We start from the raw sequence: 26,084 nt of genomic DNA, 5'->3' as shown, positions 1-26,084 counted from the left end.
AGGCAATTATAATCTAACCATTTATAAAGTTTAATCGTATGCATGTAATACTAGGTGTCATTTTTCATTTTATCGGCGGATTTGCCTCCGGAAGTTTTTATATACCCTATAAGCAGGTAAAGGGCTGGTCCTGGGAAAGCTTCTGGATTGTTGGAGGGCTATTCTCCTGGTTGATCGTTCCACCGCTTGCCGCCTGGATCACGATCCCGGGTTTTGAGCAGATCATCAGCCAGACCAGTGGCACTACCCTGACCTGGACTTATATATTGGGTGTCCTCTGGGGCATCGGCGGACTTACCTACGGTCTTGGCGTACGCTACCTCGGCGTTTCCCTCGGCAGCACCATCATCCTGGGACTCTGTGCGGTATTTGGTGCACTGATTCCTTCTGTATATTACAACTTTTTTCCTGAAGCAGGCAAGGATACCTTTACGCTGCTGCTCAGCACCGACTGGGGCCGAATGGTACTAATGGGACTGGCACTCTGCATCCTGGGATTGATCCTCTGCGGAAAAGCAGGTGCGATGAAAGAGAAAGACCTGAGCAGTGGCACCGAGCAGTCCGCAGGAAACAAGGAATATAACCTGAAAATCGGCCTGACGGTAGCCATCGTCTCCGGCATCCTGAGCGCCTGTTTCAACTTCGGACTGGAGGCAGGTAAGTCGATGGCCGATACTGCCAACGAGATCTGGAAGGCCGCGAACCCTGGTGCAGGTGAGTTTCTGTTCCGTAACAATGTCATTTACGTGGTGGTGTTGTGGGGCGGGCTGACCACCAACCTGATCTGGTGCATGATCCTCAATAAGAAAAATAAAACCTTCGGCGACTACACGAATAAACAGACCCCTCTGTTAAAAAACTACATCTTCTGTGCGCTTGCCGGCACTACCTGGTTTCTGCAGTTTTTCTTTTACGGAATGGGGGAGAGCAAGCTGGGCAACGGGCCGAGTTCGTGGATCCTCCATATGGCATTTATCATGCTCATCGCCAATGTATGGGGATTGTTCCTTGGTGAATGGAGGGGGGTGCAAAGGAAGTCGCTGGCCACGGTCATCGCCGGTATTGCCATCATTATGGTGTCGGTAATGGTGGTAGGTTATGGCAACGGAATAAGATAACAATAGAAATCTCAAATATATGTCGAATACCAATATTCAATTTAAACATGTCAGCTACCTGTGGGATGAGGCGGAAGCCGCAAAACTTGCCGGTGATGAGGTGGCGCTTTTAATTTATCGTTCCAACCTGCTTGGTGCCGACCTCAGGCTGACCAACTACGGTGGTGGAAATACTTCTTGCAAAGCCATGGCTAACCACCCGCTTACAGGTGAAGAGACAGAGGTAATGTGGGTGAAAGGATCCGGAGGCGATATCGGAACGTTGAAGAAAAGTGGTCTTGCTGCCCTATATGTGGACCGCCTGCGTAGCCTGAAACAGGTATACCGCGGCATTGAACATGAAGATGAAATGGTCGAGCTCTTCAACCACTGCATCTACGACCTGCAGTCGAAAGCGCCTTCAATTGATACGCCATTACATGGGTTCCTTCCCTTCAAACATATTGACCACCTGCATCCTGATGCAGCCATCGCCATCGCGGCAGCGAAAGATGGAAAGCAGATCACTGCCGACCTGTTCAATGGTGAGATCGGGTGGGTAGAATGGCAAAAGCCAGGTTTCGACCTTGGACTGCAGCTGAAACAATGCCTGGATGAAAATCCTGGGATCAAAGGCATCATGCTGGGGGCCCATGGTTTGTTCACCTGGGGAGACACGGCTTATGAAAGTTATCTGAATACCCTGGAGGTGGTGGAGCGGTGTGCGCAGTACCTCGAAGAAAACTATAGCAAGAAGGGCCCTGTATTTGGTGGCCAGAAGATGGGCAGCCTGGAAGCTGCAGACCGCAAAAAGCAGGCTGCGGCACTTGCCCCCGTATTGAGGGGTTTATGTTCCAGCAAACAATCCATGATTGGTCATTTTACAGACGATAGCCGTGTGCTGGAGTTCATCAATTCCAATGACCTTGAGCGCCTGGCACCCCTGGGCACCAGCTGCCCGGATCACTTCCTGCGCACGAAGATCAGCCCCTTGGTACTGGACCTTGCTGCCGACGAAGACCTGTCGGATGCCTCAGCCATCAAAGAACGGTTGCTACCTGCATTTGAGGCCTATCGTGCCATGTACACCGAATATTATGAAACCTGTAAACACCCGAACAGCCCTGCTATCAGGGATACCAATCCGGTCATCATCCTTTACCCGGGTGTAGGTATGTTCTCTTTCTCTAAAGACAAACAGACGACAAGGGTAGCTTCAGAGTTTTACATCAATGCCATCAATGTCATGAAAGGGGCAGAAGCCATTTCATCCTACAGCTCACTGCCAAGACAGGAAGCGTTTAATATCGAATACTGGCTGCTCGAAGAAGCGAAGTTACAGCGGATGCCAAAGCCAAAAGCTTTATCAGGCAGGATTGCCCTGGTGACCGGCAGTGCCGGAGGGATAGGGAAAGCCATTGCCAGCAAGTTTATCGATGAAGGGGCTGTTGTGATCGTGAACGACAACGATGCCGCCCGCCTGCAGGAGGCTGACGAGTGGTTTGCGACAACCTACGGCAAGGACAGTTACCAGTCGACATTGCTGGACGTGACCAGTAGCGGCAATATCGACGCTGCTTTCGCGGAAGCTGCGCTGGCCTTCGGTGGAGTTGATATTGTTGTCAACTGCGCCGGACTTAGCATCTCCAAACCTATTGCGGAGCATACCGAAAAAGACTGGGACCTGCTGTATGACGTACTCGTGAAAGGTCAGTTTTTTGTTACGCAAGCTGGTGTGGCCGTGATGCGCAAACAGGGATTGGGTGGAGATGTGATCAATATCGTTAGCAAAAATGCCCTCGTGTCGGGCCCCAATAATGCTGGTTATGGCTCAGCAAAAGCCGCACAACTGCATTTAAGCAGGCTTAATGCTGCCGAGCTCGGTGCGGATCACATCCGTGTGAATGTTGTGAATCCTGATGCCGTGATCTCTGACAGTAAAATATGGGCAGGCGCATGGGCAGAAGGAAGGGCTAAAGCCTACGGAATTACCGTAGAAGAGTTGCCATCGTTTTACGCAAAACGTACCTTGCTGAACGAAGTGATCCTCCCTGAAGATATCGCAAATGCATGTTTTGCGGTAACCGGCGGATTGCTCAACAAATCAACCGGTAATGTGATCAATGTGGATGGCGGTGTGGCCATGGCATTTGTACGTTAAACCTAAACTTGAAACCATGAAATTGCAAGAAACTTTAATAGCTGAATACAACGACGAATTACACGCTGCTCATTCCCGTAAACTAGATGCCCTTACCGGCGATATACATGACCTTGAGGGCGTACTGCGCAAGCTGACCGACTTTCAGATTGCGATTCCCAGCTGGGCGCTTGGAACCGGAGGCACCCGCTTTGGCCGTTTTTCCGGAGGTGGGGAGCCCGTGGCCATCGAAGAAAAAATTGAAGATGTTGGATTGCTGCATGCGCTGAACAAATCCTGCGGTGCCATTTCCCTGCACATACCATGGGACATCCCACAGAACTATGAAAGCATTAAGCGCCATGCGCAGGACTTCGGCCTTCGCTTTGACGCCATGAATTCCAATACTTTTCAGGATCAGGCCAACCAGGAATACAGTTATAAGTTTGGTTCCCTGCAGCATGTAGACCCCCGGGTGAGGAAACAGGCGGTAAACCACAACATTGAAGTGATTGAACACGGCGTGGCGCTGGGCTCGAAGTCCATGACCGTATGGCTCGCTGACGGCTCCTGCTTCCCGGGGCAGCTGAACTTCCGCAAGGCATTTGAAAATACATTGGAGAGCCTTAGGGAAATCTATAGCGCTTTACCATCGGACTGGCAGCTGTTTGTAGAGTATAAAGCTTTTGAACCTAATTTTTATTCTACCACGATGGGCGACTGGGGCCAGTCTTTTCTGGCGGCAACAAAATTGGGGCCGCAGGCCAAAACACTGGTAGACCTGGGCCACCACCTGCCGAATGCCAACATCGAGCAGATTGTGTCCATCCTCCTCATGGAAGATAAACTGGGTGGTTTCCACTTCAACGACTCTAAATATGCTGATGATGACCTCACGGCAGGTAGCATCAAGCCTTATCAGCTCTTCCTGATCTTCAATGAACTGGTGGAAGGTATGGACAGCAAAGGCATGAACCATGCTACGGACCTGGGCTGGATGATTGATGCTTCGCATAATGTAAAAGACCCACTGGAAGATCTGTTGCAGTCGGTGGAGGGCATCATGATTGCTTATACCCAGGCACTGATCATCGACCGGGACGCGCTGAAGGCGGCACAGGACGACAATGATGTGGTGCGTTGCCAGGAAATCCTGCAGCATGCTTTCCGTACCGATGTGCGCCCGATTGTTGCCGAAGCCCGCTTACGGGCCGGAGGTGCATTGGATCCGCTAAAATGTTACCGTGGCCTGGAAATTAGAAAACAACTGATCAGTAACCGCGGGTTAAAAACAGCAGTGGCAGGATTGTGAGAAAGATTCCTGTCATAGCGATTTTTGATGTAGGTAAGACCAACAAGAAGCTGCTGCTCTTTGATGAGCAGTATAAGATTGTTTTTGAGAAGACCGCGCGTTTCAGGGAAACCGTAGATGAGGACCATGATCCTTGTGAGAACCTCGACAGCCTGAGGTTCTCCGTTTACAACTCTCTGCAGCAGGTGCTGGCGATGGAGAAGTATGAGATCAAGGCAATCAACTTCTCTACCTATGGGGCCAGTATGGTGTACCTCAATGAGCAGGGAAAACCCCTGGCACCCTTGTACAACTACCTGAAAGAATATCCTGAGGGCCTGCGCTCCCGTTTTTATGAAGCCTACGGCCCTGAAGAACAGTTTGCACTCGAGACCGCCTCACCCGCAATGGGCAGTCTCAATTCCGGCCTGCAGCTCTACCGCATCAAGCATGAAAAACCACAGCTTTTTGCGAAGATCAAGTATGTAATGCACCTCCCGCAGTACCTCAGCTCGCTGATTACGGGGCAATTTTACTCTGACGTCACCAGTATCGGCTGCCATACGGGACTGTGGGATTTCAATAACAATGATTATCATCATTGGCTCACAAAGGAATCGGTAATTGACCGCCTTCCGCCCCTGGCGACGGCAGATACGGTGATCCCATGTGCTTCGCCGGAGGGCGACTATGTGGTGGGCATCGGGCTGCACGATAGCTCTGCGGCGCTCATTCCCTATCAGGCCAACTTTGCAGATCCTTTTGTGCTGCTGTCGACAGGTACCTGGTGCATCAGCATGAATCCTTTTAACCACACACCGCTGACTACCGAGGAGCTGTTGAACGATTGCCTCTGTTACCTTCAGTACCGGGGCGAACCCGTAAAGTCTTCGCGTCTCTTTGCGGGATGGGAATACGAACAGCAGGTGAAACGGATTGCACAACATTTTGGTCAGGATGTGCCCAAATACAGGAACATCGCTTTTGATCTCGAACATTTTCATCAGTATTACCAGCCGGAGAGGTTCCAGTCACTGGGTAAGGCCTCAGGCTTCGAATCGGTGGATTTAGGACAGTTCAAAGACGACATTGAGGCCTACTATGAATTGATGGTGCGCCTGATCCACCAACAATACCTCGCTACGAGCATTGTCTTGAAAGACGCTATGGTAAAGCGGATCTTCGTCACCGGAGGATTCGGTAAAAATGCAGTATTCATGAGTATGCTGGCCCAGGTATTCCCGGACATCGAGGTGTTTGCAGCCTCCATGCCCCAGGCTAGTGCCATTGGTGCTGCCATGGCGATCCATAAATCATGGAACATGCACCCTATGGCAAATGATGCCATAGAACTAAAATATTATTCAAAGTAAGGATATGATCACTCAGCGCAACAGATAATTATCAGACATTCATCAGTTAAACCCCAATTTTATAATGACCAACCCTTACCCTTCCGTTTCACTGCGCGCTCAGGTGCTTTTCTCCATTTTGCTGGTTGCATTAATGACTTTTGGTTCGGTGCGGAGTGTTTTTGCGCAGCTTAGCGTTGCAGACCTGCGTGTGGAGTATCTTGAAAATCCGCTCGGACTGGAAACACGTCAGCCGAGATTAAGCTGGAAGATCCAGTCTAGCAAAAGAAATACAGTACAGCGCGCGTACGAAATTCGCGTTGCGGAAGAGATAAGAACATTGAGTACCGGCAAAAACATCAGCTGGAACAGTACGCTGCAGCAGGACAGCCAATCGATACAGATACCCTATTCTGGAACACCTTTACAGGACGGCAGTAGGTATTACTGGCAGGTGCGGGTGAGGGACAACTACGGCAGGACCTCCAAATGGTCGGCCATAAATTTCTGGCAAATGGGAATGAAGGCTTCCTCCTGGACGGCAAAGTGGATCTCTGCAGTTGATGGAGATACGCTCCACAATAGTCCCCTATTCAGGAAGACCTTCAGCAACACCAAAACCGTAAAGGCTGCAACGGCATACATTACAGCCAAAGGACTTTATGAGGCCTCCATCAATGGGCAGAAGATTGGCGACCGTTATTTTGCACCTGGATGGACGAGTTATGCAAAAAGGCTACAATATCAGGTATATGATGTTACCAGCCTGCTAAAAAAGGGCGACAATGTTGTAGGTGCCGTGCTGGGCGACGGATGGTACCGTGGGAACATCGGATTTGCAAACCAGTTTAATTTTTATGGTACCAAAAGATCGCTCTTATTGCAGCTGTCTATTGAATATACGGATGGAACCACAGCGCTTGTCCAGACCGATGAGAGCTGGCATACCAGTTATGGACCTATCATCTCTTCTGACATCTACGGCGGTGAGCAGTACGACTCCAGGCTGGAGAAAAAAGGCTGGGCAACCGCGGCCTATGTAGAAGATGCCAGTTGGAAAAACGTAACTGTGCTGGATGAGAGCAAAGGCGAGCTGACGAGCACCCTCGGTCCGCCGGTAAAAAAACATGAGGTATTTAAAGCCCTGAAAATCTTCAGGACCCCCAAAGGTGAACTGGTTGCCGACTTTGGACAAAACCTTGTCGGATGGCTGCAGATTAAGACCCATGGTGCTGCAGGAACGACCATTAAGGTCAGTCACGCTGAGGTATTGGACAAGGAGGGTAATTTTTATACCGCCAACCTGAGGTCTGCAAAGCAACAGAACAGTTATATTCTTGATGGGCGCCCGGAGCAGGTATTTGAACCTCATTTTACCTTTCAGGGCTTCCGTTATATCAAGCTGGAGGGAATGGAGAAAGAACCGGCCCTGGCCGATCTGAACGCGGTGGCACTCTATTCTGATATGCCGGAAACAGGTACGCTGACCACCGATCATCCGCTGTTAAACCAACTGCAGCACAACATCCAGTGGGGGCAGAAAGGCAATTTTCTGGATGTGCCCACTGATTGTCCGCAACGCGATGAACGCCTCGGCTGGACTGGTGATGCGCAGGCTTTTTATCAGACAGCAGCCTACAACATGGATGTTTCTGCTTTCTTCAGCAAATGGATGAAGGATGTCAGCGCAGAGCAGCTGAAGAGCGGAGCGGTCACGCATGTTGTCCCCAATGTGCTTGGCCAGGGATGGTCTGGTGCTGCCGGATGGGGGGATGTATCAACGATCATCCCTTGGGGAATGTACACCGCCTACGGTGACCAGCGCATTCTTGAGGAACAATATGACAGCATGAAGGGATGGGTAGATTACATGACTGCACATACAAAAGATCAGCTCTGGAATACAGGTTCTCATTTTGGCGACTGGCTGTTCTACCGTCCGGAGGATGACAATGACGGAAGGGCAGCGGTAACAGATAAACATCTCATTGCACAGACTTTCTACGCCCACTCTACGCAGATCCTGGTCAGCACGGCTACATTGCTGGGCAAAAAAGACGATGCTGCGAAGTACAGCGCATTGCTGAGCGGTATCAAAGCCGCATTCATGAAGGAATATGCCACACCTAACGGACGTCTGGTATCGGGAACACAAACAGCTTATGTGCTGGCATTGCAGTTCGACCTCTTTCCCGAAAACCTAAGGGCGCAGGCGGCAGAGCGGCTGGCGAATAATGTACACGATTACGGCAACCACCTGACGACGGGTTTTTTGGGGACGCCATACCTCTGCCATGTGCTGAGCCGCTTCGGATATACCGATGTGGCCTATCAGCTGCTGCTGCAGGAAAGCTATCCTTCATGGTTGTATCCTGTTAAAAAAGGTGCAACGACGATCTGGGAACGCTGGGATGGCATTAAAGAAGATGGTACCTTCCAGACGGTTTCTATGAACTCTTTTAATCATTATGCTTATGGTGCTATTGGCGACTGGATGTACCGAAATATGGCGGGCATCAAACCTGCGGAAGGTACTGCGGGATATAAATCCATTGTCATTGCGCCCCAGCCCGGAGGGAATATCCGTAGGGTGGCTGGAGGGCTTGACACACCTTATGGCCTGGTAAAATCTTCCTGGCGTTTAGAAGACGGACTGATGAAGATGGAAGTTGTCGTGCCCGTGAATACCACGGCCACCATTGTGTTGCCAAAGGCTGCAGGAAAACAGGTACGGGAAACAGGCATGGAGCTGATTAAGGTCGCAGGCATCTCCGCCATCACCAATGCGAGCAAAGATTTATCACTGAAAACAGGCTCAGGAACTTATCACTTTGAATACAAAATGTAATTTAGCTAAACACAATGAACCACAAGAAAGAAACATATATGAAAGATCACTTAAAGAATAGCTTTTACGCATGTTGTTTGCTGACGCTTACAGGCGCATCACTGCTCAGCAGCGCCTATGCACAGCAGCCGGTAGCCTTGCAGTGTGAGCATCTGGTGAGGCCACTTGGCGTTGATGCAGCACACCCGCGTCTGAGCTGGATGATGGATGATAAAAGCCAGGGTGCAGCACAACGTGCTTACCGGATTACGGTCGACACCGATTCAATGGCTGTCCTGAAAGGACAGGGCGGAACATGGGATTCTGGAAAAACCAGCTCAGGACTGAGCCTCACCACCTATCAGGGTAAAGCCCTGCAGCCGTTTACAAAATATTACTGGAAGGTAGAACTATGGGATAAGGACGGTCAGCCTGCAGCCTCAAAGCAGATTTCTTCTTTTGAAACCGGAATGATGGGCATGGAAAACTGGAAGGGCGACTGGATCAGCGACAGTGAAGATATCAATGCGTTGCCTGCCCCCTATTTCAGGAAGGCTTTTGCGACCTCAAAAAAGATCAAATCAGCACGCGCGTATGTTGCCGCTGCCGGATTGTATGAACTGTACCTGAATGGCAAAAAAGTAGGCGACCACCGGCTGGACCCTATGTACACACGTTTCGACAGAAGAAACCTATATGTCACTTACGATGTAACTACGCAGCTCCAGAAAGGACAGAATGCTGTTGGCGTATTGCTGGGCAACGGATGGTATAACCATCAGTCGATTGCAGTATGGAATTTTGACAAAGCACCCTGGAGAGGCCGACCAACCTTTTGCCTGAACATCAGGATCACCTACGACGATGGCACAACGGCCCTGGTGACCTCGGGGAAAGATTGGAAAACAGATGCCAGCCCGATTACGCTGAACAGCATCTACACCGCCGAGCATTATGATGCCCGTCTGGAGCAAAAAGGCTGGAATACCGCCGGGTTCAATGATTCCAAATGGAAAGCGGTGATGAAAAGAACTGCGCCATCAAAAAATGTTACCACCCAGCTGATGCATCCCATCCGCAATGTGCAGACGCTGGATGTGAAGTCCGTCAAAAAGTTCAACGATACAACCTACTTGTTTGACTTGGGGCAGAACATTTCAGGTGTGACAAAAATTAAGGTGAAAGGACCTAATGGTACCGTGTTGCGCATCAAGCATGGTGAGCGCCTATATCCCAATGGCCGCCTGGACCTCTCCAATATTGATGTGTACTATCGGCCGAAAGATAAAAATGATCCTTTTGCAACGGACATCTTTACGCTTGCCGGAAATGGCCTGGAAGAGTTTATGCCTAAATTCAATTACAAAGGCTTCCAATATGTGGAAGTGAGCAGCAGCCAGCCTGTAACGCTCACAAAAGAAAGCCTTACGGGTTACTTTATGCACAGCGATGTGCCTGCAACGGGCAACCTCGACAGCTCCAACCCGCTGATCAATAAGTTATGGTGGGCAACAAACAATTCTTACCTGTCGAACTTAATGGGCTATCCTACAGATTGCCCGCAGCGAGAGAAAAACGGCTGGACGGGTGACGGACATTTCGCCATCGAAACCGGTCTTTATAATTTTGATGGCATCACCGTCTATGAAAAATGGCTCGCAGATCACAGGGATGAGCAAAAGCCAAATGGCGTATTGCCGGATATCATTCCTACAGGTGGATGGGGTTATGGCACCGCCAATGGTACCGACTGGACCAGCACCATTGCCATTATCCCATGGAACATTTATCTGTTCTACGGCGACAGCAAGCTGCTGGCGGACTGCTATGACAATATTAAAAAGTATGTGGGTTATGTGGAGTCCATCAGCCCTGAAGGCCTGACTACATTTGGGCGCGGCGACTGGGTTCCGGTGAAATCTCCATCTTCGCTGGAATACACTTCTTCGATCTACTATTATGTAGATGCAACCATCCTGGCGAAGGCTGCCCATCTGTTCGGCAAAGAGGCAGATGTAAAATACTATACTGCTCTGGCTGCTAAGATCAAAAATGCCGTTAATAAAAAATACTTCAATGCTGAAACCGGTATTTATGCCTCAGGCGTACAGACTGAGTTGAGCATGCCGCTTCAATGGGGTGTTGTGCCGGACGGAATGGAAAACAAGGTGGCTGAAAACCTGGCGAGAAGAGTGGTGGCCGACAATATGCACCTGGATGTGGGTGTTCTTGGTGCAAAGGCTGTGCTGAATGCACTGAGTGAAAATGGACAGGCAGATATCGCTTACCGGCTGGCAGCACAGGATACTTATCCAAGCTGGGGCTGGTGGATCGTCAACGGCGCAACTACCCTCTATGAAAACTGGAACATACAGGCCGAACGTGACATCTCTCTAAACCACATGATGTTTGGTGAAATCGGTGGCTGGTTCTTTAAAGGACTGGGGGGCATCAAGCCTGATGAGCAACAGCCGGGTTTTAAGAATGTATTGCTGAACCCGAATTTTGTGACGGGTCTGGACCATTTTGAGGCGAGTCATGATGGTCCTTATGGCAAGATTACCTCTTCCTGGAAACGTACAGGTAATGGCATCAGCTATTCGGTCATCATTCCCGCAAATGCAACGGCGACGCTGAACCTGCCGGTAAAGGAGGGGCAGAAGGTGCGGCAGGAAGGGCAGGAGCTTGCTGCCAAGGGCATTTTACTGACCGCGGGTAAGCATACCTTTGAACTGAACTAAATCGATAAACAGCTCATAAAAACTTAACATTGTTGCCTTTGCATTGCTGAATGAACTCCCTATCTTTGGCCAGGGAATTAATCAAATGGAAACAGATCAACATTATACAGACGCCGGGCTGCTGGAGGGACTACGGACCGACCAGCCCGGCGCCTTTGAAAATCTGTTCAACAAACACTGGCAGGACCTTTATACACGTGCCTATAAACGCCTACGCGATCAGTCGGAAGCGGAAGATATGGTCCAGGATATTTTTGCCAGCATCTGGGACCGCCGGTATCAGCTGGAAATTACCGGTTCTTTACAAGGCTATCTGCGCACCTCATTAAAATATAAGATCATCAAATGGGCGGGGCGCGACACGCTTCATAAGGAAGCTTTATCCCATTTGCTGTATCGCATGGAAGAGATGGAGGATACCATTTTAGATGCGATGGCTGCAAACGACCTAAAGAAAAGCTTTGAGGATGCAGTACAGACTTTTCCGGAAAATATGCGACGGATATTTACGCTTCGAGCTGAAAATTATACTGTTGCCGAAATTGCCGAAGCATTAGGGCTCGCCGAACAAACGGTAAAAAACAATAATGTGGAAGCCTTAAGAAGGCTGAAAGTTATCCTGTCGGCCAAACATCCACATCTGCACAAATCTTTCCTCACTGCCCTGGCGCTGTTAATATTAAATTAACAATTAAATAACGGTTTGTTGAAGTACTATTGGCTTGTTCACAGCACTATGTGTTTGTAATAAGGCTTATAGTGAGATACTCAATTTTTAAAAGACTGTTAAGGAAGTACGAAAATGGAACGGCAACGAGTGCCGAACGCTACCTGGTAGAGGCATGGTACGACTCTTTTGATGAAGATCAGCTGGAACGTATCCCTGGAGCTGCTAATGCGCCGGAAGCTGAGGCTACACGGCAACGGATTCTCGGTCGTTTGATTACTCCTGAAAAAGAGCTGAAACAGCCATCCTGGCTCCGCCGGTCATGGATTCAACTGGCAGCATCTCTGATCCTGATTTCCGCTGTCTCATTATTTTTCTATCTCAGTGATCGGGAACAGGTCAAAAGCGAAGCCCTAGTCGGCCTGCAGCAAGAGCAGGTATATACCACGAAACCGAAGGAGATCAAACGCATTTATCTTAAAGACAACACCAGCATCTTACTGAATGCCAACTCAAGCCTGAGCCTGCTGAAGGGATTTGGTAAGCAGGACCGCCGTGTACGCCTAAGAGGTGAAGCCCACTTTGAAGTCAGCAGAGATACGATCAGGCCATTTATTATTGATGCAGGAGAGATTCATGTAAGGGTACTCGGTACGGTATTTAATGTGCGTGCTTATGCCACGCTGAACGATATGAATGTAAGTGTCAACTCCGGCAAGGTGCAGGTCAGCAGCAAGGGACATCAGCTCGCCTTGCTCACAAAGGGCCGTGGTGTCACTTACCATAAAAATTCAGGAAAGTACGAGCTGGGGGAAATGGTCCCAGCCATGACCACAGGATGGACAGAAGGACGTATTGTACTGCAAAAGGCGAGCTTCGAGGAGCTGGCGCAAAACATAAAAAATATCTATGGACTGACCCTCCATACCAAAGATCATAAAGTAAAATCTTTCAAATACAACGTGACATTACGCTCCCGTCAGCCTGCAGAAGAGGCGTTGGAAATGCTGATGAAAATCTTAAACAAGAAATATATACAGGAGGACCCGGATGGTATAAATATCTATTAAAAAAAAACATCCGGCGAAGCTGTATGCTCGCGCCGGATGCTTGTGATGGCAGCATTAAGTTTGGACGCTGTACTGTTGCCAACATTAGCAATGAAAATGACTTAATCACTAATTATTCAAATCTATGAAACACCAGCCTCAAATCAAAGGCTTGAAATAGATGTGGATGCAACCAAATTTATAAATGAAACACAAATTACTGCTATTGCAGAAGCTTATGCGTATTACACTCATCATCAGTTTAATCACTGTTGCAGCTTCCCAATTTTTATGGGCCGGGATATCCAGGGGTCAGCTCCTTCAAAAGCGCCTGAATGTATCCTATCAGAAAACAGATCTGTATGACCTGATCCAGGAAATACAGTCTAAAGAGAAAATCTATTTCGCTTTTACAGACAACCTGAAACTTGACAAAATTGTTTTGAACAAAGTACAATTTGAGAAGGCAACATTAAAAGATATCTTGTCTACACTGCTTACGCCAAACCAGATCGGTTTTCAGGAGAGCAATGGTGTCATTACTTTGTTCAAGTTGCAGGCTCCGGGAAAAATTAACGGACGCATTGTCGATGAACAGGGGATGCCATTGGTAGGTGCAGGTGTAAAGATTGTGGAACTGAACAGGACGGCAAGTGCAGATGCTGATGGTAAGTTTAGCATCAGCGTTACTCCGGGTACCTATACGGTTGAAGTTACTTACATTTCATTTGCGACACAGCGTAAAACGGGTGTAGTCGTTGCTGAAGGGCAAACTGTACAGATTGCATTTTCAATGAAAGATGAGCTGAGCAAGCTGGATGAGGTCGTTGTAGTTGGTTACGGTACGCAGAAGCGTAAAGAGGTAACTTCTTCGGTTGCTACATTAAAAGCCGAGGACTTCAACAAGGGGTCGGCAAGGTCGCCAATGGACCTGATCCAGGGTAAAGTAGCTGGTCTGAACATCACCAGAACTCAAGGGAACAATCCGAATTCCAGTGCTGCAATCCAGCTTCGCGGGATTACTTCCATTAAGGGAACAACAACACCTTTAATCATCATTGATGGTATTCCGGGCGGTAACCTGGATCTGCTTCAACAGGATGATATTGAGTCGATCGATGTGCTGAAAGATGGGTCCGCTGCCGCGATTTACGGTACCAGGGGTAATGCGGGTGTTATTTTGATTACCACTAAAAAAGGACAGGCTGGGGAAGGTAAATTCGACTACAACAACTATTTCCAGAAAGATTTTGTAGATAAAAAACCAGATTTCCTTTCTGCTGATGAATGGAGAAGCAGGATTGCTTCAGGGCAGATTAATGCAGCTCAGGATTTTGGTGGATCTACAGATCTTTATGATGAACTCATCAACAAAGACAACCTTAGTCAGTACCATAACCTTGCGGTATCCGGCGGAACTGATAAAACAAACTACAGGGCTTCAGGATATATCAACGATTTTCAGGGTATTGCAAAAGAAAATAGCAGAAACCAGTTTGGTGCACGTATTAACGTGAATCAAAAAGGGTTGAAAGACAGGTTGACCCTTCAGGTGAATATGGTAGCTAACTTTAATAAAGCCAATCTTTTAGGTGGAGGTGGCGGCGACTTTGAACAGGCCGTGATCTGGAATCCAACATCTCCTTTAGTAAAGCCTGATGGGACATGGAATGAACTGAATGACCGCTATAATCCTATTGCACGTTTTGCCAATCGCATCAATGAACGAAATCAGCAGACTTTTTCGGGAGATGCACGTGTCACAGTGGACGTCATTGATGAAATCTCGGTATCTGCCTTTGGGTCGTATCAACGCAATAACTACAATGACAGGCAGTTCCGTTCGAAAAATGATTGGGATCAACGTCCGCAGAGCAGTTATCAGGGAATGGCATACGCGAGCAAAGAAAATTCGCTTTCCTGGACCAAAACCTTTGAGTCTACTATCAATTTCAAAAAAACAATTAACAACGACCACAACTTAACTGGTTTGCTGGGTTATAGCTATCAGTACAATACTGCGGAGCGGTTTAATGTGAGCAATAATGGATTAACAACGGATGGTTTCCTGGACTGGAACCTTGGTGCTGGCGGAGCTAATAATAATATAGCCTTGCCAAGACCAGGTATTGGAAGTTTTAAAGATGACAATACATTGATTGCCTTCTTTGGTCGTGCGAATTATGCCTTTAAGGGCAAGTACCTCGCACAGGTGATCCTACGTCGCGAGGGATCTTCAAGGTTTGGAACGAACAACAAATGGGGAAACTTTCCGGCAGCATCAGTAGGATGGCAACTGAGTGAAGAATCGTTTCTGAAAGACATCAAGGCGATTAACAACCTGAAACTTCGTGTAGGTTATGGCGTGACTGGAAATGAGGGGATTGGAAACTACATGTCGCTGATTACACTTGGTACCGGTGGGGTTTATCCACAGGAAGGTGTCTATTATCAGACTTATGGTGCCGGCAGAAACCCTAATCCTAACCTTCGCTGGGAGAAAAAAATGGAATGGAACTTTGGTTTGGACTACAGCCTTTTTGACAATAGACTTTCAGGAGCTGTGGATGTTTACAAAAGAAAAACCAAAGATCTGCTCCTTGAGTACACTGCGCAACAACCGGGTTATGTACGTTCAACAATTTTTACCAATGTGGGTACCATTGAGAACCACGGTGTGGAGTTGTTGATTAGCGGTGTTCCTATCAAAAAGCAGGATTTTACATGGAGTATTGATTTGACGGCCAATTCACAGTTTAATAAACTGCAGTCATTAACCAATGATGTGTTTAAAGCATCCACCTTATATTATGCAGACATTCCGAATCCAGGGGCTATGGGACCTGCCATCCGTGTGGATGAAGATGGTGTAATCGGAAATTTCTATGGCAAGCGTTTCGCTGGATTCAACGACGCCGGAGCATGGTTGTTCTACAAAGCCGATGGCTCGGTAGCTGAAGCAGCACAAATGACAGAGGAAGATAAGACCATCATCGGAAATGGTGTTCCAAAATATAATGTTGGTTTAAACCAGACTTTCCGTTATAAAAACTTTGACCTCAATATCTTGCTGAGAGGTAAGTTTTCTTTTGATATCCTGAATCTTCAGGAGATCTTTTACGGAAACAAAAGCTATTTGCCAAACAACGTATTTAACAGTGCCTTTAATGAAAACGGTGCTTTGAATGCAGCTCCGCAATATTCCGATTATTATCTGGAAAAAGGAAATTTTGTAAAACTGGATAACCTTACACTTGGCTATAATTTCAAGCTAAAAACCAGTTACGTTAGAAATATGAGACTGTATGTTTCAGGACGTAACATCCTCACCATCACAGGTTATGATGGTCTTGATCCGGAGCTTCAGGACACCGGTTTTGAGACTGGTGTAGACTCTAGAGGTTTTTATCCAAGAACAAGATCATGGACTGCCGGCTTAAGCATCGGCTTTTAATCAGCATTTTCTTTAGCACAACTAAATAAAAAAATTAAAATGAAATTCAACATCAAGAAGACAGCATACCTGCTCAGCGTGTTTACATTATTGTCGACATTGAATGCCTGCACCAAGCTGGATGAAACATTATATAGCGAGTTGTACAAAGACAACTTTTATAAAAACAGAACTGAAGTATTACAGGGTGCAATGCGCCCGATGACACACCTTCAATCATGGCTGGCACCAATTCGCGGGGACGGTTATTATTATCATGCTGAGATGTCTGCAGATCAGTTGGCATGGCCCCAGAAAGGTCGTCACGCCTATGACAATGGTGATCACATCAGACAGCATTACCATAGCTGGACCATCAATGAAAACAGGTTGACAAATGCCTGGGCAGGCATGTGGACCGGATTGGGGTACACCAATGCCGCCATTGAAGATATTGAAAAGCTGGATGCTGCTGCCATCGGTATGGATCCTGCCGAGTTGAAAGTAATTCTTGCAGAACTGCATGTGCTCAGAGGTTTTCATTATATGAAACTGATGGATCTATGGGGTAATATTCCAATTGTCACCAAGGTAGGTCTTCCTCAGAATCCTCCGACGGCACCACGTAAGGAAGTATTTGAATTCATAAAAACGGAGTTGGAAACTTATGTTCCACAGTTGTCGCCATATTCAGCGAAACTTGTAGGACGTATCGGGCAGACTGGTGGCTATGCAATGCTTGCAGAATTATACCTGAATGCAGAAAAGTGGGCGGGTACGCCGATGTGGGATCAATGTATAGCTGCTTGCGATAAGATTATGAGCGGTGCAGCAGGGGGACTTGGAGGAACTCCCCGACTGGCTCCAAATCTTACTGAAACTTTTGCCAATACCAACAGAACCGCTCCTGAAGCCTTGTTTCAATATGCATATAGCAATAAGGGAGGTTTCGTGTGGGATTGGATCGTTCTTATGGGCTTCACAAATATGAGTGAGGCGTTGGATGTGTCCTATGTAGGTAACAACGGTTATGTGGTCATTCCTACGGCATTCAATGCTTATCCAGAGAATGACCTTCGCAAAAAAGAGTGGTTCTTGTTTGGTCCACAGTACAAATTTGGCACTACCACACCAATCCTGGGTTCCGAGGAATACAATGGAAAACCTTTTGTCTATGTGAATACCATCAGAAGAGAAAGCGAAGGTGACCTTACTTCTGAAGGAGGAATGACTAAAGGAGAAGAGAATAGCGGGGCACGTTTTAATAAATACAAAACCGGAAGGACTGCTGACGTTAATTACCGTGAAAATCAATTTATGATCTACCGTTTAACAGAAATCTACTTTGATAAAGCGGAAGCGATCATGCGCAAAAATGGTGGCATAGCAACTCAGGAGGCTGTCGACCTGATCAATACAAGTCGTAAAAGAGCTTTTACTGATGCAGATTGGCCAGCAGCACAATATACTGCAGCCAGCCTGACCATGGATGAATTGCTCGCTGAGAAAGGCCGAGAGTTTATCTTTGAAGGTAAAAGACGTACCGACATCATCAGATTTGGCCGTTTTATTAAAGGAACATGGTGGGACCATAATACTGCAACCAATGATGTGAATAAGGAAATCTATCCTATTCCATTCAGACAGATGGCGAATAACACCAATCTGGTACAAAATCCGGGATATGTTAATTAACCCATTTGTTACCAAAAAATAATCAGGTATTATCATTAAAATACTGATTTTTGTTTCATTAGATGAAGGGCCGTTACTGTGAAGAAGGAACGGCCCTTCTCTTTGACACACAGATGAAATTTTAAATGTTTTTTATGTTAAAGATGAATTTACGTTTACTGGCTTTTTTTTTATTGTTGCTGGTTAATAAAACGATTTATGCACAACAAACAGGGAAAGATAAGCTTGTAAACGTCTTTCTCGGTTCGTCCGGGGACCACGGACAGATGTCGCCCGCGGCTTCTTATCCTTTCAGTGCATTGAGTATCGCCCCACAGACTTATCCGATGACGCATACCGGTTACGAACACCTGGCGAAAGAAGTGTTTGGATTCACACACAACCGCTTTGAGGGAGTAGGCTGCCAGGGCAGCGGTGGAATTATCCTGGTTAAACCTTTTCTGGGGGCGGAAAATGACGAGCTTCCCCTAGTCAAGGCTTCTGAAACCGCAGCTCCCGGATACTATGATATTGCTTTCACTAATGGCATTAAAGCTGGTTTTGTGGTGAATAAACAGACGGCTATGCACGACTATATCATGCCTGCCGGAAAAAAAGGCTTCTCCATTGATCTGGGGCATACTTTTAACAATGCCCTGGTGGATGAGTCGCATACCATTGATGGCAATGTGATCAAAGGATGGGTGGCTGCGAAGACCACTTGTCATGCTGGTACTTACCGGATTTACTATCAGTTGTCATTCAACCAGTCCGTGAAATGGAAAGATCTTGGGGAGCACCGTCTGGTGGCTGTCCCTGCGGATGATGCAACTGCTGTTCAGCTGCGTGTAGACATTTCTGCGGTTTCAACGGAATATGCAGTAAAGGCATCAAAAAAGAAACTCAGCTTTGAGGAGGCAAAGAAAAATAGTGCAATGGCCTGGGATGAGCTGCTGAGCTCGGTGGATGTAAAGGGTAATGCAGAGCGTGAAAGACTTTTTTATTCCCTGTTGTACCGTACAATCCAGTCGCCATACACGATCTCGGAGCCTGATGGAACCTACAAAGCCATCAATGGCAGTACGCAAAAATCCAAAGAAATGCGTTACAATGGCTGGGCAATCTGGGACAACTACAAAACACAGCTTCCGCTGTTATCGGTATTGTATCCTAAACGTTATGGCGATATCGTAGGATCCATTGCTAACCTTTATCCTTATGGAAAGAAAGATTACGCAGGACCTAACGAACCTTCCAATACGGTAAGGACGGAGCACGCCATGGTAGTCCTGTATGACGCCATGAAAAAAGGATATAAAATTGATTTCCCTGCCATCAAGGATTCTGTACTTGCCGAGGTGCAGCGACTGGACTTCAGCAAACCTGATAAATCACTAGAAGCTTCATATGACCTCTGGGCGGTTTCGGGGATGTTCAAACTGTCCGGTGATGCGGCCATGAGCGAAAAATATAAGACCATGGCGATGGATTACAAGAAGTATTGGGACAAGGACTTCAAAGATCTGTCGAAGAAAGATGTGGACCGTATGGGTGCGCGCAGCCTGTACCAGGGGACCATCAGACAGTACCGCTGGGCAGTTCCTTTTGATGTGAAGGGGCTGGTTGAGCTGACGGGTGGTGCTCAGGCATTCACGGAGCAGCTGGACGACTTTTTTGACAATGACTATTTTAATAAAGCGAATGAGCCCGATCTGCAGACACAGGAGCTGTATAATGGCAGTGCCAAACCCTGGAAATACCAGTCGCTGGTACATAAGCTGGCTTTAGATACCGTGATCCAGCATTATTTCAACGACAACAGTCGTGGGGTCGGCTCTTTCATAGACAGGATTTATAAAAATGAACCGAAGGCCTTTGTCCGCACCATGGATGATGATGCAGGAGCAATGTCCGGCTGGTTTGTGCTGACTGCAATGGGAATCCAGCCTGCCTGTGTTGGAACACCGATCTATTACCTCAACGTTCCTCTTTTTGAATCTGTGACCATCAAATCAGGAGCAAAGCCATTACAGATCAAAGTAGAGCACTTCAGCGACCAGAACGTATATATTGAAGCAGTTTCCTTAAATGGGAAAGCCCTGGACAGAACCTGGCTGACGCATCAGGAAATCCTAGCCGGCGGGCAACTCGTGATCAAAGCAGCAGCTACTGCTGATGCAAAATTTGGTGCCGGCAACCAATGGGTATCCGATATCAACGCTGCGGAATAAATAATCCTTACCATCCCTATCATCAGAAAGCTGCTATCCCTAATCAGGAAGCAGCTTTTTTTGTTTTATAAGGAAGTAGTTTTTTGTGTTGAGCCAGATATTTGGCCAACCATTCCTCTGGACTGCAGTTTTTTATGGATTGAAGCTGATTTCATCCAAAACGGTATTCTTCTCATTGTCTTTTTAAATCTCTTATTATGCATGAAACGGTGTTAAGGCAATAAGTTGATGTGATGCTTTTGATTTTTGCTGTTTTATATGGTTTTCGGAAATAAAAACCAGTCCCGAATGTTAAAAATGGACAAACGGTCTACTTTGATACAAAAACTTATTTTTTAAATAAACTTTTCGTTATTTTTATGTTAGATTCGTTTTAAGACCTAACCATCTGCCAAAACGTGAACGCTAACCATCAAACTCCGGACGAAGATCTCATCCAGCTGCTCAAAGACGGCGAGGAACTGGCGTTTAATGAACTCTATAACCGTTACTGGGATAAACTTTATTATGTTGCACACCGTTTGCTGAAGGATACTGATGCTGCAGAAGAGATTGTGCAGGAAGTATTCCTGGTTTTGTGGAAGAAGCGCGAACAGCTGAATATTGCCTGCATTCAGGCCTATCTTGCGGCGATGACGAGGTATGCAGTATATCGGCATCTTTCTAAAATGCAGCTGTCGAGGAAAAGGGAGCAGGCTGTGGCATTGAAGATGGCTACTGCCACGGAAGAAAGTGACCTCGACAATAAAATCCTGCTGGAAATCATCACCGGATTGTCGAACAGACTTCCAGAGAAATGCCGCCTGGTATTTCAGTATAATAAACTCATGGATCAGTCTCTGGCTGATGTAGCGATCAAACTTAACATTTCTGAAAAGACTGCGGAAGCACATCTGACAAAGGCATTGCGCATTATCCGTGCAAACGTTGGAGATGTTACGGTGCTGATGCTCTTGTTGGAGGAATTGTCCCGTAAGTCTTAATCTATTTCGCGATTTTATGAGATTTTTACAAGGCAGTAGCTATTGATTTTTACATTTTCACGAGGCAATAATGTACTGCGGTATTGTTTGCAAGGCCATTGTAATGATCATACGATGCCTTTGCAGCGTAATGAAAGTCCTTAAGGAGATGTATTGCAGATCGCAAATGATGAAAAGACTAAAAGAAAAACTTTTTTCATTTTCGACTAAGGGTGTTTTGTGCCGGATAGGCTCTATGTAAAAAATGAGCATATTAAGAGGCAGATGGAAAAAGAAGAACTAAAAGCGCTGGCACAGAAATACCTCGATGGCGAGGCTAGTCTGGAAGAGCAGCAGTTGCTCAATAGCTGGTACGACACTACGGAAGAAGGCTGGGTGGAGCATGTGTATACCAGGGTACCCGAAACGGAGGACGATGTCAAACAACGGATACTTGGAAAGCTCAGGGAAAACATGTATGCTGAGGAGAAGGGCGGAACAACCAATGAGTGGCGAAAGTATGGGGGGCTGACAGTCATTAGGTCGACTGCTGCGGTTGCGGCAGTGCTCTGTATAGTGTTTTTTGGCTGGTTACGTTTTGCAAAACCTGTAGCTGAGTCAAGTGTAGCGCAAGTCAGCGTATCTGCAGATAAAATTATGGAGCTTATCCTTCCTGACGGCAGCAAGGTATGGCTGCATGCGGGTTCTGTATTCAAATATCCAAAAAAGTTTGATGAGAAAAACCGAACCGTGACTTTACTGGACGGGCGTGCTTTCTTTGAGGTGGTTCATCGGGTTAAACATCCATTTATCGTCAAAACAAACCGTCTTAATGTGGTCGTGCTAGGTACTTCTTTTGATGTCCGCGCGTATCGAAAAGAGAAGGTAACGAAAGTCAGCGTAGTAACAGGAAAGGTGGGTATTACTCTGAAAGACAAAAAACAACAGCCGGCAGTCATGCTGCTTCCGAAACAACAGGTGGTGCTGGCGGAATTGAAACATACCCTGATCAAGGCAAAAGCTCCTGAGGTTGCCGTAAATGCCTGGTGTAACAGCAAGCTTGTTTTCGAACAGGAGACCCTCGGGAATGTATTCCAGGTGCTCGAGAAGAAATATAAGGTCCGGATTACCGCTGAAGATCCTGCATTACTGGAGGAGCGCATCTCCATTACCCTTGGAGATCAGCATCTGGATAACGTCATGAACATCCTATCCTTTACCAAACACTTCAAATATGAAAAAAACAATGACAGCATAAAGATCAGCAAATGACCTTTCTCCTTAGCAGCTAGGGAAGAAAACACCGGGAACAGGAAATGCTCCCGGCATTAGATTAGCCACTGTATACATGCTTGAGACCCATACACAGCTGGCTGTAGTTTAAAACATTAAACCAAAACAAATATGACGAATTTTTACGGCAAAGTATTGCCTTTACTCCGAAAATGCATGCGCATTTCTACAATTATCATTGGCATACAAGTGTGTTGTAGCACACTCCTGATGGCGAACCACACCAATGCCCAGGAAATGAGTTTTAAAGTAGTGAAGGCGAGCGTCAAGCAGGTCTTTAAGCGGATCGAGCAACAGGCAAATGTGACTTTTGTTTACGATGAGGCTGTATTGGGCAGCCTACCGGTGCTGACGCTGAATTTTAATAAAGAGCAGCTGACAGAGGTTTTGAAAACACTGCGTGAGAAAACCATGCTGGAATTTAAGATGGTAGGTAACTACATCGGCGTGGCAGAAAATGCGGCGAGCATGCCCAACCTGAATTTATCCGGTGGCTCAGCACTCAGCAGGATCAAGATCGATGGTGTAGTACGGGATGCAACAGGACAGCCACTGATCGGTGTCAGTATCCTGCTGAAAGGAACACAGGTCGGGACAACCACCAACAGCAGTGGCAGATTCAGTATTGAGGCCAATATCGGTGATATTTTAGTGGTGAGCTATCTGGGATATGCCACGAAGCAGGTCACCATTACCAATCCAGCGCAACTCAGCATTCTCCTCGATGAAGACTCCAGGGCCTTAAGCGAGGTTGTAGTTACTGCGCTCGGTGTTAAAAAGGAACGAAGAGCTCTGGGATATGCGGTGACAGAAGTGAAAGGTGACGAGCTGACACAGGCAAGGGAGAATAACATTGCCAATGCACTGGTAGGAAAGGTTGCGGGTATGAATGTGAACGCTACTGCCGGCGGGGTCGGAGCCTCTTCCAATGTCGTGATCCGGGGAATTTCAAGCATCTCCCAGACCAACCAGCCGCTTTATGTGGTGAATGGTATCCCGATGGAAAATAAGCCCAACAGCTCTTTAGGCAGTCAGTGGGACAATGTTCCAGATCTTGGTGATGCCATTGGTAACCTTAACCCGGATGATATTGAGACGATATCGGTACTGAAAGGTGCTGCGGCATCAGCCTTATATGGCTACCGTGGCAAGGCGGGGGTAATTCTGATCACTACAAAAAGCGGAAAAGGCAACTCCATAGAGTTCAATTCCAACTACGTAATGGAGACGGTGATGGACATGACCGACTGGCAGTATGTTTATGGAAATGGTGCAAATGGCATTAAGCCAGCTACAGCTAATGCTGCTTTCCAGGCGGGACAGTCCAGCTGGGGAGGATTGCTGGATGGAACTGATGTTGTTCAGTTCGACGGAGTTGCGCGTCCATACACTGCGCAAAAAAACAATATTGAAAATTTCTATCGCACTGGTAGTACCGCCACCAACACATTGGCCTTTAACAAGAGTTTCGACGGCGGTTCTGTCAGGTTCTCCGGAAGCGACTTGCGCAATAAGGCCATCACACCTGAGTCGGGTTTAAAACGACAGTCTTTTGCGCTGAACGGCAATTACAACATCAACAAACACCTTACAGTAGATGCTCGTGCCAACTACATCCTGGAGCAGGCGGATAACCGGCCCTTCCTCAGCGATGGCGCAGGAAATTCCAACTACAATGTGACGCTCTTGCCCACCAGCGTGGACGTGAACACACTGGAAAAAACGGTCAATGACAATGGCACAGAGTATGCCTATTCCGGTAACACCTTCGCCACTAATCCCTGGTTTGCTGCTCGGAAGTTTGTAAACGATACCAAAAGGGAACGGTTGCTGTCGTCCATCAGCCTGCGCTATAATTTCGACAATGGTGCCTTTCTGCAGGGGCGTGCGGGACGCGATGCATACAATGACAGGTATACAGCTATTGTTCCTACAGGTACCGCTTATCGTCCGCTTGGCTCCATTCAGGAGTCTACTACGAAATTCTCGGACATCAATACCGATGTTCTGATGGGGAAGGCCTTTGCAGTAAGTGACTTTACCATCACACCCAACATCGGAGGTAGTTACAGGCGGACAAAGTCGGAAATGTTCCAGCTTAACGGCAGTAATTTTTCGGTTCCTTATGTATATACGATCTCAAACGCGGCCGTGCAGACCACGCCCGTGTTCACCCCTAGCGAGAGTGAGGTGCTTTCCATCTATGGTACACTGGACCTGAGTTATAAAAACTTTCTGTACCTGAGCGGGTCGGTGCGTAACGACTGGTATTCAACGCTGGCTACCCCTGGAATGGACAACCCGCTGAATGCCGTTTATCCATCGGTGAACGGATCCTTTGTGTTTTCAGAGCTGGTGCAGGAGAAATGGCTGAGCTTTGGTAAGCTGAGGGCGGGTTTTGCACAGGTGGGCCAGGCTACAGATCCTTACCAGACGCAGCTGGCTTACGGCTTCAATACCACCAACCTGAATGGGCTCCCTCTTGGAGTAATCTCCAATCTGTATATTCCCAATAGTTCACTGGTGGCATCTATTGCGTCCGAGTTTGAGATTGGTACAGAGCTGCGCTTTCTCGACAACCGCATTTCTGTGGACCTTACCTGGTACAATAAAAAGTCGAAAGACGAGATTGTACAGGCACCGGCTTCGGCAACCTCAGGTTATGGAGGGGCCATCCTGAACATCGGTGAGCTACAGAATAAAGGTATTGAAGCCCTTATCTCAGGTACGCCAGTGAAGACTAAAAACTTTAGCTGGACGACCTCACTGAATGGCTCCATCAATAACAATGAGGTCCTTTCGCTTGCTGAAGGACAGACCTCGTTGCCGGGAGCAACTTCAAGGTCTGGAAATGCCTTTACACAGACCATTGTCGGAAAAGCATTTGGTCAGGTGATGGCATTCGATTACCAGTATGATGCCAATGGTGATGTCGTATTGGAAGCGAATGGAAGGCCTGCACGCGGCGAGCTGAAGCCCTATGGCTCTGCTTACGCGAAGTACGTGGCCGGCTGGAACAATGAGTTTAGCTACAAAGGATTGAATCTCTCTTTCCTGATCGACAGTAAGTTTGGAGCAAAGATCTTCTCGGCAACTGATTATTACGGATATGTACTTGGACTCCACCAGGGCACGCTCGTCAACAGGGAAAGCATGGGTGCCGATGCATCTGAATATTATAGAACATTGGCCGACAATGTTTCCGGAACCTTTGTGAACAATGCTGATTTTATTAAGTTTCGTCAGGTAATGCTGGGTTACACCTTTCCTGGAAAGCTATTCAACAATGTAGTGAAGGGAGCGACACTCAGTTTTGTGGGGCGTAAT

General features: G+C 47.3%; 14 protein-coding genes. All 14 read left to right on the top strand.

Going from position 1 to position 26,084, the window contains the following annotated elements; all coding sequences use genetic code 11:
* Positions 1-38: 38 nt before the first annotated feature.
* Positions 39-1,118 carry an L-rhamnose/proton symporter RhaT gene (rhaT, locus tag PBAL39_RS16340; protein WP_008243475.1) on the top strand — a complete coding sequence of 360 codons (1,080 nt, stop codon included), beginning with the start codon at positions 39-41 and terminating at the stop codon, positions 1,116-1,118.
* 19 nt (positions 1,119-1,137) lie between these two features.
* Complete coding sequence (locus PBAL39_RS16335) at positions 1,138-3,258, top strand: bifunctional rhamnulose-1-phosphate aldolase/short-chain dehydrogenase (protein WP_008243467.1); 2,121 nt, start codon at positions 1,138-1,140, stop codon at positions 3,256-3,258.
* 16 nt (positions 3,259-3,274) lie between these two features.
* Positions 3,275-4,549: a TIM barrel protein gene (locus tag PBAL39_RS16330; protein WP_039866860.1), complete on the top strand. Its 1,275-nt coding sequence runs from the start codon at positions 3,275-3,277 to the stop codon at positions 4,547-4,549.
* The gene (locus PBAL39_RS16325) at positions 4,546-5,901 is read left to right on the top strand and encodes an FGGY-family carbohydrate kinase (protein WP_008243465.1); all 1,356 of its coding nucleotides are present in this window, start codon (positions 4,546-4,548) and stop codon (positions 5,899-5,901) included. Before PBAL39_RS16330 ends, PBAL39_RS16325 begins: the two co-directional genes overlap by 4 nt.
* 64 nt (positions 5,902-5,965) lie before the next feature.
* Positions 5,966-8,728: a glycoside hydrolase family 78 protein gene (locus PBAL39_RS16320; protein WP_008243464.1), complete on the top strand. Its 2,763-nt coding sequence runs from the start codon at positions 5,966-5,968 to the stop codon at positions 8,726-8,728.
* Positions 8,729-8,766: 38 nt separating this feature from the next.
* Positions 8,767-11,448: a glycoside hydrolase family 78 protein gene (locus tag PBAL39_RS16315; protein ID WP_157274061.1), complete on the top strand. Its 2,682-nt coding sequence runs from the start codon at positions 8,767-8,769 to the stop codon at positions 11,446-11,448.
* 85 nt (positions 11,449-11,533) lie between these two features.
* The gene (locus tag PBAL39_RS16310) at positions 11,534-12,136 is read left to right on the top strand and encodes an RNA polymerase sigma factor (protein WP_157274060.1); all 603 of its coding nucleotides are present in this window, start codon (positions 11,534-11,536) and stop codon (positions 12,134-12,136) included.
* A 71-nt stretch (positions 12,137-12,207) separates the two neighbouring features.
* Positions 12,208-13,185, top strand: a complete 978-nt coding sequence (locus PBAL39_RS16305) for a FecR family protein (protein ID WP_008243461.1) — start codon at positions 12,208-12,210, stop codon at positions 13,183-13,185.
* Between the two features lie 184 nt (positions 13,186-13,369).
* Positions 13,370-16,618, top strand: coding sequence for a SusC/RagA family TonB-linked outer membrane protein (locus PBAL39_RS16300; protein ID WP_008243460.1), 3,249 nt, complete (start codon positions 13,370-13,372; stop codon positions 16,616-16,618).
* 39 nt (positions 16,619-16,657) lie between these two features.
* On the top strand, positions 16,658-18,292 hold the full coding sequence (locus PBAL39_RS16295; protein WP_008243459.1) for a RagB/SusD family nutrient uptake outer membrane protein: 1,635 nt from the start codon (positions 16,658-16,660) through the stop codon (positions 18,290-18,292).
* Between the two features lie 143 nt (positions 18,293-18,435).
* A complete protein-coding gene (locus PBAL39_RS16290) occupies positions 18,436-20,502 on the top strand; it encodes a glycoside hydrolase domain-containing protein (RefSeq protein WP_232282972.1) in 2,067 nt (688 codons plus the stop codon).
* Positions 20,503-20,900: 398 nt separating this feature from the next.
* Positions 20,901-21,485, top strand: coding sequence for a sigma-70 family RNA polymerase sigma factor (locus PBAL39_RS16285; protein WP_008243457.1), 585 nt, complete (start codon positions 20,901-20,903; stop codon positions 21,483-21,485).
* Positions 21,486-21,749: 264 nt separating this feature from the next.
* Complete coding sequence (locus PBAL39_RS16280; RefSeq protein ID WP_008243456.1) at positions 21,750-22,736, top strand: FecR family protein; 987 nt, start codon at positions 21,750-21,752, stop codon at positions 22,734-22,736.
* Between the two features lie 132 nt (positions 22,737-22,868).
* Positions 22,869-26,084: SusC/RagA family TonB-linked outer membrane protein (locus PBAL39_RS16275; protein ID WP_039866883.1), on the top strand; the 3,216-nt coding region annotated here is incomplete at its 3' end.

The organism is Pedobacter sp. BAL39 (assembly GCF_000170795.1).
In the GTDB taxonomy this organism is placed as follows: domain Bacteria; phylum Bacteroidota; class Bacteroidia; order Sphingobacteriales; family Sphingobacteriaceae; genus Pedobacter.
The sequence above is the reverse complement of the archived record's forward strand: the minus strand, read 5'-3'. Positions and strand labels throughout refer to the sequence as shown.